At 42.6% G+C, this 12292-nt stretch carries 8 protein-coding genes; all 8 read right to left on the reverse strand.

Annotation, left to right across the window (positions count from 1 at the left end; translation table 11 throughout):
- Positions 1-1873 (reverse strand): ATP-binding protein (locus tag ACM0OZ_RS26625; RefSeq protein ID WP_414585837.1); only part of this gene is annotated, 1873 nt, incomplete at its 3' end.
- A gap of 119 nt (positions 1874-1992) precedes the next feature.
- Entirely contained in the window at positions 1993-3036 is a 1044-nt protein-coding gene (locus ACM0OZ_RS26630; protein ID WP_414585838.1) for a response regulator, read from the reverse strand.
- A 105-nt stretch (positions 3037-3141) separates the two neighbouring features.
- Positions 3142-3789 (reverse strand): Uma2 family endonuclease, encoded by a 648-nt coding sequence (locus tag ACM0OZ_RS26635; protein WP_414585839.1) that lies wholly within the window; start codon positions 3787-3789, stop codon positions 3142-3144.
- Positions 3790-4016: 227 nt separating this feature from the next.
- Complete coding sequence (locus tag ACM0OZ_RS26640; protein WP_414585840.1) at positions 4017-6956, reverse strand: CHAT domain-containing protein; 2940 nt, start codon at positions 6954-6956, stop codon at positions 4017-4019.
- A gap of 169 nt (positions 6957-7125) precedes the next feature.
- Positions 7126-7431: a hypothetical protein gene (locus tag ACM0OZ_RS26645; protein WP_414585841.1), complete on the reverse strand. Its 306-nt coding sequence runs from the start codon at positions 7429-7431 to the stop codon at positions 7126-7128.
- Between the two features lie 213 nt (positions 7432-7644).
- Positions 7645-8595 carry a hypothetical protein gene (locus tag ACM0OZ_RS26650; protein ID WP_414585842.1) on the reverse strand — a complete coding sequence of 317 codons (951 nt, stop codon included), beginning with the start codon at positions 8593-8595 and terminating at the stop codon, positions 7645-7647.
- 185 nt (positions 8596-8780) lie between these two features.
- Positions 8781-10451: a protein kinase domain-containing protein gene (locus ACM0OZ_RS26655; protein ID WP_414585843.1), complete on the reverse strand. Its 1671-nt coding sequence runs from the start codon at positions 10449-10451 to the stop codon at positions 8781-8783.
- Between the two features lie 64 nt (positions 10452-10515).
- The gene (locus ACM0OZ_RS26660) at positions 10516-12240 is read right to left on the reverse strand and encodes an ATP-binding protein (RefSeq protein WP_414585844.1); all 1725 of its coding nucleotides are present in this window, start codon (positions 12238-12240) and stop codon (positions 10516-10518) included.
- Positions 12241-12292: the final 52 nt, after the last annotated feature.

Consider the following 12292-nt stretch of genomic DNA (forward strand, 5'->3'; position numbering starts at 1 on the left):
CATCTCCCTCATCTCCCTCATCTCCCTCATCTTCCCCACCTTCTTCCGGTAGCCACCGCTGTGCTTCTTCCACGAAGGGGGCAGCACCTACTGAAGTTGATATCAGTGTGCGTTCAGCACTAATTTGCTTAGTCGGCAAGTGCGATGAACCTGTGGGCAGTGTCACTGTAAAAGTTGTTCCCACACCCAAAACACTTTCTACCTCTACAGTTCCCCCATGTAAGTGAACGAGTTCTTGCACCAAAGCTAGCCCAATGCCCGACCCTTCATGAGTTCTTGCCTGTACGCCTCGTATGCGGTGAAAGCGCTCAAAAATTCGGGGTAACTCTTCAGGGGCAATGCCTGCGCCTGTATCCTGTATTTTTAGCTCTACTTTGTCACCAATTGAGTGTAATGAAACGGCAATTTCACCCTTAAAGGTAAACTTAAACGCATTGGAGATTAAGTTAAGAACAATCTTCTCCCACATTTCCCGGTCTACATATACAGGTTCGCTCAGGGGTGGGCAATCCACAATCAATTGCAGCCCTGCTGTTTCAATAGCTGAACGGAACACTGACGCAAGATCAGCTGTGAATGCAGCTAAATCGGTTAGCTCATAGACTGCTTGTATTCTGCCTGCTTCGATTCTGGAGAAGTCAAGTAAGGTATTGACTAGTTTGTGCAGCCTCATCGCGTTTCGCTGAACCATCGCCAGTTGTTCGTGCTGTTCGGGCAGGAGTGAACTGTGTGTTTGGGCGATGAGTTGTTCAAGTGGATTGAGTATCAACGTTAAAGGCGTGCGAAATTCATGGCTGACATTGCTGAAAAAGGCTGTCTTAGCGCGATCGAGTTCTGCCAATGCTTCTGCCCGCTGGCGTTCTTGCTCATAGCTCCGAGCCGTTGCAATGGAACTTTCAACCTGCTGGGCGACCAGTTCGAGGAATGAGCGGTATTCGGCATTGAACTCAAGCCGGGGGCTGATTCCTGCAACCAGCAGACATTCCACCTGTTCTTTGTTACTCGTTAGGAACGGTAGAATCAACGCAGAATGAGGACTTTCTGACCACGGTCCTCCGGGTAGCGCTCCCAATCGATTGACCACATCAGTAACAAGCTGGGCTTCACGACTCTGTAGCACGTCAACCAGCGACCAGCCGCTCAAATGCTCGGTAAGATTGATCGTCGGGGGTGCAGCGGCACTCTGTGGCGGAAGTCCGGTTGAAGCAACCAGTTCTGCCGAGTTGCCTTGCAAGTTGACCTGATAAATCAAGGCAAAGGGAACATCGTAAGGGTTGAGCGTATCGGCGGCGGCGAGACAGGCTGACCTGAGCGTTTTTGCTCCGGTTCCGGCTGTGGCTAACTCTCGGAGCATCGTCAGGCGACGTTGACTAATCACCTGCTTTGTCGTTTCGGTCACGGTAGAGAGTACCGCAACGATAGTACCCGTCTCATCCCGAACCGGACTGTAGCAGAACGTGAAATAGCTCTCTTCCAGGTTGCCAAAGCGAAAGAGGGGCCAAAGGCGGTCTTCATCAAAGAAGACTTCACCCGTGGTCATGACCTGATCGAACATCGGTCCCATCACATCCCAAATTTCCGCCCAATTCTCACGAGCAGGTCGTCCCAGAGCCTTTGGGTGTTTTACCGCATGGATAAAAACTGTGGCATCGTTGTAAAGCTCGATGTAGTCACGCCCCCAGAACAGAACGCTGCCAAAGCGAGAAGCGAGAATTGTGCTGACGGAAATCCGAAGGCTTGGCGACCAGTTCTCGACCGGACCGAGTGGGGTGTGCGACCAATCGTGCGATCGCATCAACTCACCCATTTCGCCACCGCCTGCAAACACATTCATTGCGATCGCGTCTTTCTTGCTTTCGGTAAAGTAGTCCATGTTACCTGGGAAAAATCTGCTAAAGTGCTCGTAACAGTTAGCAGTTAGCAGTTAGCAGTTAGCAGTTATCAGTTATTAGTTATTTACTGGTCACTGTTTCCTGTTCACTGTTCACTGATTTAAGCTCGCCCAGCAAGCTGTGCAACCATTGCAATTAACTCCGTTGGCTCAGCAAGTTTATGCAAGTGCGATTGAAAACCTGCTTTTATTGCCTTTGCTCGGTCTTCTGCAAGATAAGCTGTTATAGCACCGGCAGGAATCTGCCATCCCTTCTGAGCTTCTAGTGCCCGTACTTTCTTAATCAAAGCGTAGCCATCTTCATCCGGCATCCTGATGTCACTGAGTATCACATCGGGGCGCGATCGCTCCAACACCTCCAACGCCTCACCCACTGAGCCAACTGCTGTCACAGAAATTCCATGTTGCTCCAGCACTGCAGTGATAAACTCGCGGGCATCGGCTTCATCATCCACAAACAGTACCTGCAAGCCATCGAGCGAACGAGGAAGCTCTACAGCTGCTGCCAAAGGCAGCAGCTGAGTTGCTGCTGCTTGGAGTTGTTGTAAATTCGCCTGCTTGTACTTTGTAACATCCCACACACTTATCCGCAGGGAAACCAGCGAGTTGAAAGAGTCGCGGACAGGTGCCACCATAAGCGAAGCATCAAAAGATTGACCACGACGTGGACATATAGGTATTTCCCACTCTTGCACAGAGTTTACAGAGGACAGTTGGTTCAGTTTGGTACGAAAGACCGAACGCTCTGCCTCAGCCACAAAATTGACTAATGGTTTACCAACCAAAAAGCTGGGCAACACGTTTAACAATTCGCCAGCAGCGCGGTTAGCTTCCAGAATGATTCCTTGAGCATTTGTAAGCAAAGAGGCATCAGGTGCAAACTCGAACAGATCATAATAACGCTGACGTTGTTTTGCTAGATACTCATTTTGCTGCAGCAGTTCCTCCTGAATAACCTCCATTGTTTCTAAGCTACCCTGCATTTGTTCTTGGAGTAACTGCAGGTTCTCCAACGAGCAGGCGATCTCTTCCAATGCTTCCACCACCATCTGCTGCTGTGTTGGCGAGTGCATTGTGTATCTGTGCAGCGCTTCTATCTGCTGACGGATAATTTGAATATATCGGGTAAACTCATCTTCGTTCACAACTAACTTGCCTCATTTACGACTTCGGGCTTTCTCGACTGACAAAATATCTTTATCTTTATTTTATTATTTTTATTTTATTATTTTTATTTTATTATCTTTAGTTTATACATTATCTATTGGTTCTCTCATCCAATTTCTAAAAGCTTTCATTGTCGCATTCCTACCAGCGGTTTTACTCTGCTCAACATACTGAGGAATAACATTATTGAGTGGAAATTGGGGAAATAAGCGACTCAGGTTTGACTTGAGATATCTGTCATCTTCCGACACATTAATCTCTAAACTTTGCCCATCATATCGCCAAAGCTCAGGTACTCTCAAAACTTCATAATTATTGAAGCGACTACGGGATGTAATATTAATTTCAATTGCCAAATCAGGAGGTGGTTCTACAGTTAGGTCTATCCGCTTCTTACCTCGAATGAGTGCTTCGTTTTGGATATAAAAACAGTCGTCTGCTTCTATACCTGCTGCCATTCCTTTGCTTTTAAAGGTAGTAGAGCCAAGACTCCTAAATTCAATATCTAGTTCTTCAAGTAATGCTTTTACTAAATCTCCAATAATAACTTTGTTATCTTCATGTTCTGGCAGCGGTGTCATGATTTCCAACATTCCTTGGCTGTAATTAATTTTGGCACCACGACATTCTCCCAAATCGTCTAAAATGTTTTCATACATCTGCCAGGATACATTGTTTAATAATACTTGCTGACCAGGTGGTACTATTATTTGACTTAATTCCAGCAGCATAATTGATAATCCTAGAGCTATAGAGTTCACTTATATCCCAATACGGTTCAGATAAAACCAGAACCCTTATCAGAAACACAATGTAGAGACGCAACCTGGCGCGTCTCTACACAAGTAATTTTTTACACATCAACCTTAACGAAACCGTATTGACTTATTCCTTTCTATCAGAACAAAAGGCATAATCAAAAGTTTCTTTCATTGTAAACTCGCTTAGCTGTGAACTCTTACAAACCATTACCAATTAAAATAAAAGGAGCCCAATAATAAGGATGACTTAGACGATTTGCCACTTTTGGTGGTAGCTTCTCACGTGTAAATTTGAGAATTCCTCTATCCTGGTCTTGAGTTATCCCTGAATAGTCGCCTGTAATCATAGCGGCTTGCGCCTGACGTAAAGCTTCAGCTTTGGTAATTTTGCCTTGACTTAAGAACGCGTAAAAGGCATTCATCAAAGCTTGTGTTCCGCCATCACTGACAGCCCATAAAGAAGCGATCGCAGCTCTTGCTCCTGTACGCTGTATTTGATAGCCAAAGCCTAAAATTTCTTCTCCCTTGCCTATTTGGTCACCAACTGCTGTTTCGCAAGCACTCAACACAACCAAATCTACATTTGGCAAAGATAACTTTTGAATATCTGGTAGGGTAATTAAATTACCATCGCCCATTAAAATAAAAGAGTATTCCGGCTTACCATTAACAAATTTGGCATGAGTCGCCATATGAATAATTGGGTAGACATTTAAATAAGAAATTATCGCTTCGCGGTTGAAATCATTATCTAAAAGTGTCTTGGTTCCTGGCATCATCGTAGCAAGGTTGTTGACTTCCGCCCCTGCATATTCCAACGCTTTAAATGGTAATGAGGTAGACTCAAGTTTTACGATGTGACGCTGTGTCGTCGCCCCAGCTAAGACTTTGACTTGGGGTAAAGGTTGAGTATCGAGTTCGGTTAAGCTCAACGCAGTAATATTGTTAGTACGGAAGCGCTCCGCTAACCATTTTTTACCGTCGTATAAAGCCGCTAGGGGAATGTAACGTAACGGTCCATCTGGCGCATAGATGATTGTTTTAGCATCTGCGTTTGCCAAGTCTTTTTCTATCGGTTTAATTAAATACTCATACAACTTTTGCGCGGGAACTGTAGCATCAGATTCGGGATTTTCTAATGCGCGACGAAAATCTATAATTGCCCGATTGAGTTCTTCTTTCTTGACAGAAACAGTACGATGAATTGGTGGTGTATTTGGGCTTGTTAATACCAGTTCCAAACGGTTGTCTAAAATTAATGGATACAGCAAAACAGCGCTTTGGTTGAGACGCTTCAAGTTGTCTCGCAAGCTGTTCAGATTGTCCAGTGGTATAATCTGTTGTGCCGCTTTTGGGCTAAGCTGTTCTAACCAAGCATTCACTTCTGGACTGTCGATAAATTGGTTAAATTCTGTGATTAAATTTGCCTCTAATTCGACAATCTTTGCGATTTGGTCAGGTTTTCTGTTGGTTGATGGAATTTTTTGCAGTTCGCCGAGTTGTCTGCTGATTTTAATTTGTCTATCAGCTACGACTTTCAACCCTTGATTAATTGACTGTTCTGGAGACAGTGACTCAACTCCTTTGGCGCTTCTTTCATGACTCCGAACATCACCCAGATAATCGTCTAGTTCTTGAATCTTGAGTAAATCTAAAACTTGCTGTGCTTCCAGGACTCTGTCTTGTTGCAGCAGTAAGTCAGCCAAGCGGCGATAGGTATCAGCAACAGTTGCTGTGTAAGATTGCTGTTGTTCCCGTGGAAGCGATCGCAATTCCGCGCGTATGCTTTCGGTTATGTTAACAGATTGCTTGTAGAAAATAATTGCTAATTGTAGCTTGTTTTGTCGCGCCAGTAAATCGCCGATGTTTCCTAGGGTAATTCTTTCAGCAGGTTTGTCACCAACTTCTCGACTCAAGAATAACGCTTGCTGATATGATGTTAAAGCTTGGGAATAGTTCCCCATACCTTTGTAAGCGCTTCCCATACTATCAAAAGTACGCCCAGCTACAGCGCGATCGCCTACTTGTTGAAGAATTCTTAACCCTTGTTGAAGAGACTCTAGTGCTTGCGAATACTGCCCCAATTGTTGATAGACAAACCCGATATTGTTGAGAGTACTGCCCATCTTTGGCTGATTACCAATCTTTTTAAAAGCTGCTAAAGCTTGCCTATAATAATCAATAGCTTGGGAATATTTCTTCATCTGATTGTAGGCAAAGCCAATGTTATGTAGAGTCGTAGCTTCGCCATCTTGATCACCAATTTTTCCCCGAATTGCTAAAGCTTGCTGATAAAATTTTAGTGCTTTGGAATATTGACCCAGTTCGCTGTAAACAAGTCCAATATTATTAAGGATATTTGCTGACTCTGTAGGTTGTTTGCCATTTGGAACATTTGCTAAAGCTTGTTGAAAAAACTTGAGTGCTTGGGAATACTGTCCTGTTTCGTAATAAACTCCTCCTATACTATTAAGAGAATGCCCTACGCCTAGTTTATCTTCTATTTTTTGCTTGAGAGTAAGGCTTTGCTGATAGTATTCCAGTGCTTGAGAATACTGCCCCATAGATTGATAAACTAAACCAATATTATTAAGGATAAGTGCAACCGTTTCCTGTGTCTCTTTACTAGAAATGCCAACATCTACTTTTCGACTTATCGCCAATGCTTGCTGATAAAAATCTAGTGCTTGTGGATACTGACCTAAATTTTTAGAAACCGCCCCTAAACTATTAAGCGTGTCACCAATGCCTTCCTTGTCACCTATCTGTTGATAAACAACTAATGCTTGTTTGAGGACATCTATTCCTTTATAATATTGAGAGGTTTGATTGTAAATAATGCCAATTGCGTAGAGAGTTTTAGCAATATCATCTTTTTCGCCAATTTGCTGATAAATTGCCAGAACTTTTTGGTACGTTTCTAAGGATTTTTGAAACTGACCGCTTTCATATTGGTCAACCCCTTGGTCATACAATCGGTCTGCTTGTGTCTTCCGGTTTTCAGATTTTTGTGCTTGCAACGTCCCAAAAAAATATCTCACGAAGTTAGAATGACTGCTTGCTCCGTAAACTGGATTCAAGAAACATAAAAGAGTGAGAGTGATAGCACCAAAGCGAGTAAGATGAGACAAATGCATGAATGAATATTTCAATATTATTAAATTAAAGAGTTGCTTATTGAACAAACAAGCAACTGAAACACTTAATCATGAAAAATTGTTTTTGAGTAATATTGAATTTGGGTAATATTGTGATGCACCTATACTAAACTTGATTTAAATCACCTTCAATCATTGAAATACTGACCTACTTAGTTTTCTTTTTCTTAGGACCCTTTACCCGTGAAGAATCAGCTATTATACCACTAGCAGCAGTCAAGTTGATTTTAGAATCACCAGATTCATCTGTGGTGGTAACAGTCACAATTTTGCTCTCAGAGATAACATAAGAGATGAGAGTAGCAACAGTATCTTCGCCAATATCCTGATAGACATCTAGTGCTTGTTGGTAAGCTTTTAAAGCTTCCCCTAACTGTTTATTAGCTTGTTCTAGTAACTTTTCGGCTTGCGCTTTACGGGGATTTTCATTTTGAGGTAAAGTTTGGTTAGTCATTTGATACTCCTTTTTAACGGTAATTTCCTAGGTACATTGACTTTGACTAAAGACAAATATGTATACCCACTGAAATCACATCATTCCGGATATCCGTATCACAATTAACTAGCTAAATTTACTCATAGTTGTAGAACTCAAAGGATGCAACGTCTTTACAGCGTAGTAGCCAATTGCCAATACCACAGCATCAAAGGAAGTTTTTAGGATTCCTTAAGATTCAAGAGCATCAGACGTAGATTTGAATTGTTTAAGCTGCGTATCCAGTTCCTCTACTCTTTGCTTGTTACCTAAAGTTTTGTAACTATTTCGTGCCTGAGTCAGCCACTTCATGGCAGCTTTTTGGTCATCTAGCGCGACATACAAATCGCCCAAAGCTTCAGCAATTTGTGCTTGCTGTACCATATCCTTGTTTGCGATCGCTTGTGTATGTGCATTTAAATAATGAGTTTCCGCTAGCACATCGACTCCTGCTTGCCAATAGAGATCGCCAAGCTTTCGAGAGACAGAAACCTCTTTACTACCACCACTTATCAAAGCTTCTAGCGTCTCAATCGCCTCTGATTTTAGGTCAGAACCGATATAAAAAAAAGCACTTTGTAAAGCCTTTACTTTGTCGGGAACTTGTTGATTATTCAGTTGAGTTATCGCTGTTTTCACAACTTGCGCTTCTTGCTTTGACAATAGGCTAAAACCCCTTGCATTTGGTTTTTCATCTGTTGAAAACTTACCGTTGTCAGCTTTAACAATCAGCAAATATTCCCCGCCAGGTTCCAGTTCTGGTTTCCCAGGATATACAATTTCATTGGTATTCACCTTTGTTTGCCAAACAACTAAATCACCTTTTTGTAAACTGACATCATAGCTTTTGACACCCAAAACTTGGTTCCAACGTAGCCTCGGCTTGTTAGTCAAAAGCAATGTCTGGCGGGGACTAATAATGTAGGGAATATCTGGGTTGCTAGGGCTACGAGGATCGCCGCTTTCGGCGCGTCTGCACTGGGACTGGGCAATAATGGATATTTGACTAACTTGAGTGCTAAGTGCTTTTGGGATAATTACTGCTGTTAATATCAAAAGCAACAAGCAAACAGCAAAAAACCAAAGGGAAATTTTAGCTTTTCTACTCTTTGCTTTCCAGCTTTTTAGTAGTGCACTATACATACAATGATGTTTATAACCATAGATGGACACAGATTAACATAGATTATCTGTGTCCATCTGTGGTTCAATTTCATTCTTTTTGACGTTTTGCTTCCTTATTACTGAAAATCCATTGGTTCAGATTCCCGACTTCTTAAAGAAGTCGGGAATCTTGTCATTCACCCGTTCTGAATTCTGAACTCTCCTCAATTCATATTTCTCGCCGCCTCATTAACCCACTGTTTTTCCTCTGGAGTTCCAGCAGTATTGCCATATTTCAAGCAATTGCTCCAAGCCAAAAATGCCCCTTGCTTATTTTGTTGTTTTTCTAAAACTTTGGCTTGCAGACAATATGCAGCGGCGCGATCGCCCTTGATATGAATTGCCTTTTCAAGATAGTTTTTCGCTTCTTGGTAATTCCCTAGTTCTAAATACGCCCACCCCAAATTTTTCAGCATTGCATATTTAGCTTTGTTATCGTAAGCAAATGGTAGTCCCTCTTGCAGTAGCCCTACTGCTGTTGTATATTCTTTATTTAAAATCTGTAAACGCGCTAAGTTATTGTAAGCTCTGTCGTAACCCTTTTGCACAGCTATTTTATAAGCAACACGAGCTTGAGCAAATTTATTTTTGTCTTCATAAAGTAAGCCTAAATTGTAATCAGCTTCTGGCATCTTTGGGTTAAAAAACAGAGCCAATTGATAATATATCTTGGCAACGTCAAAACTTTTTTGCTGATAGTTGGCAAATCCCCAATCGTTGAGGTTTAAAGCTATATCAGGTGCAGATTTCCACAAATTGATGCCGCCACTGCTCAAGAGCAAGAAGCCAGCTAGCAAAAACTGAAAACTACGTTTTTTGGATAATTTATCCTGTGTTGTTTTCTGTTTATCAGCTAGTCGTTCATCTGATTTCATTTGAAGAGTAAATGTATTTTGTAGTAAGCGCTTCAGCGCTACATAACTGACTCCAAACCCTGTCTCTGGCATAGTATCTCCTCTATCTTGCGATAGTTGAGAATTTTGTTGAGTGCCTTTTAGGCAATTTAATATTTCCTGGCAATTTTGAGGTCGCTGTCCGGGGAAAGGCGCTATGAGGCGGTCAATTAAGTTTGCTAATTCCGGCGAAACATCAGTGAGATGATCACGCCAAATTAATTCCCCAGTTTCTGAGTTTTTAGGAAAATCGAGAGGAGATTTTCCAGTCAGCAAACAAACAAAAGTTCGTCCTAGAGCAAAAAAGTCTGATTGTGGAACAGCATAACCCTCAGCTTGCTCTGGAGGGGTGAACCCAGGAGAAACAAGTACAGTACCAGTTTGTTTACCTTGTTGTTTTTCCAGGTAAGTCGTTGTCACTTCCCTAACAGCACCAAAGTCAATCAGCACCAGTTGTCCATCCGGTTTCAGCATGATGTTAGAGAGTTTAATATCGCGGTGCAGATACTGGTGCTGATGCAGTTCGTTCAGTATCTCTACCAGTTGGATTAACCATTCGCGCGCTTGTTCTGTGGTGAGTGGTTGATTTCCTCTAGCTTGCAACCACTGTTGCAAGTTAGAACCTGGTATTTTCTCCATCACGATGCAGTGTAACGCTTCACTATTGCCATCAGACCAAGTAAAAGAGCTATCTGGCTCTACACGTGGAATACCAGGGTGCTTTAGGCGAGCTAATAATTCGGCTTCTCGTTGAAATAGAGCGATCGCCTTGAGTTTGATTGTCGGGTTGTGGAAACGCTCTAGACTGAGAACTTTTAATACTTTTGTCGTGCCATTATCATCTACTTCAAACACTTTACCGAAACCACCGCCACCAATTTGACGGATAACTTTGTAGCGTCCTTGAAGTAACATTCCTGGACGAATGGCGACAACCATCATGGCGAGTGTCTTTGCTCCAGCAGGTTGATTCTTCTACATAAGAAAATCGGCTCATTCCAGAAAACTAATCTCTAGCTATCAGTGGAAGGCGAACAGTGAAAATAGACCCGACTCCGGGTTCACTTTTCACAAAAATTTCACCACCCATCATATGGCAAAAGTGACGGCTAATTGCTAACCCCAGTCCAGTACCACCATATTTTTTTGTTGTCGAAGCGTCCCCTTGGCTAAAAGGCTGAAACAGCTGTTGCTGTTGATGAGAGGACATACCAATGCCTGTATCTTGAACAGTAAACGTGATCATTGCAGGAGCATCCCCGTGGAAGTCTACCATTTGCTTGTTCACTATTAGTGTCACCTTGCCGTTGGTGGTAAACTTGGCAGCATTGCTCAGGAGATTGTACAGAACCTGTCGTAGCTTAGTTTGGTCAGTGTACATGATGCCAAGTTCCCCATGAAAATTCACTTCTAAAACATTGGCATTTTTCTCTACCAAAGGCTTGACTGTTAGGACAACGTTATTGATGAGCGTGGCGAGTTCAAATGTCTCTGGGTAGAAAGTCATTTTCCCCGCTTCAATTCGTGATAAGTCGAGGATGTCGTTGATTAATGTCAGTAAATGCCTACCCGCACCATTGATAGATTCAAGATCCTCAATAAAATCTTCTGTCATTTCAAAATCAACAGCATCATCTTTAAGCAGTTGGCTCAAGCCAATGATGGCATTTAACGGCGTGCGTAACTCATGGCTAATATTGGCGAGAAACTGGCTTTTTGCTTTGCTGGCTGCTTCTGCGAGTTCCTTTGCTTGTTGTAGTTCTTTTGTACGCTCTGATACCCGTTCAATCAAACGATTGAGAGATTTGGCGAGTAATCCAATTTCATCTTCGGTGCTAACAGGGGCGCGCAAATTAAAGTTAGATTTTTTCGCTACTTGTTCCGCGACTTGAGTCACTAGAATGACTGGTTCGGCGATCGCCCGAGAAGTACGCCATGCTACAATTGCGGCAATAGCTACCGACAGCAGCATACTCACTACAGCAATCATTTGCTCGATTCCTTTTGCTACGCCCACATTCCTTTCAATTGCCTTCTCTTGCTGTTGAGCGATTTGCAAAGTGTCAGTTAATCGTTGACGTATCTCATCTAACCGTCTGGTTGTTCCACCGCTCATAATTTCCAGCAACTTGTTTCGTGCTGCAGAAATCTCCTGTTGATCTTGTGGCTGCTGCTCAAGCTGCTCTAATATTGACTCAATTTGAATAACGTAAAATTTTAGGTTAGTCGAGTAGTCATTCAATATAGTTCGTAGCGTGGCTTCCGTTGCTGCTAGCCTTCCTGGCTTGCTGTCTATAAAACTTGTAATGTCTTTCTCAATGTTTTTGGCTTTGTCAACACTGTTTAAAAATTCGGCTCTTTTGCTATCAAGGCGTTTCGGATCGTCCACAACAGCAACCAAGTTTGAGCTATGCAATTGTGCATCTACTAAAGCATCTTTGTAGCTACCAAGCATTTTTGTTTGAAACTGGGCATGACTTAATTGCCCCGTTTCTATACCTCGGTAGTAATTAGCGATGACAAACCCAGTCAGCGAACCCAAAAAGCCAATTCCGATTGCCAGAAAGTAACCATAGCCAATTTTCTGATGAATACGCCAAGAACTTGCTTTAAGTTTCCCTCGGGAGGGAAATTCTATAGTTGGGAGTTCATCCTCGGTAGAGGGCTGTTCGGCTGACACTTGTGTTATTTCCCAATTGCTGTCAACAGCGGTTGGCTTTTGAGTTTGCATTCCTCAAGTCTCCTTGCCCTCCCGCAAAAATTATCGGATTTGTATCAAAGCT

Origin of the sequence: Scytonema sp. PCC 10023, assembly GCF_963920835.1 — a bacterium.
Taxonomy (GTDB): Bacteria; Cyanobacteriota; Cyanobacteriia; order Cyanobacteriales; family Nostocaceae; genus Kalymmatonema.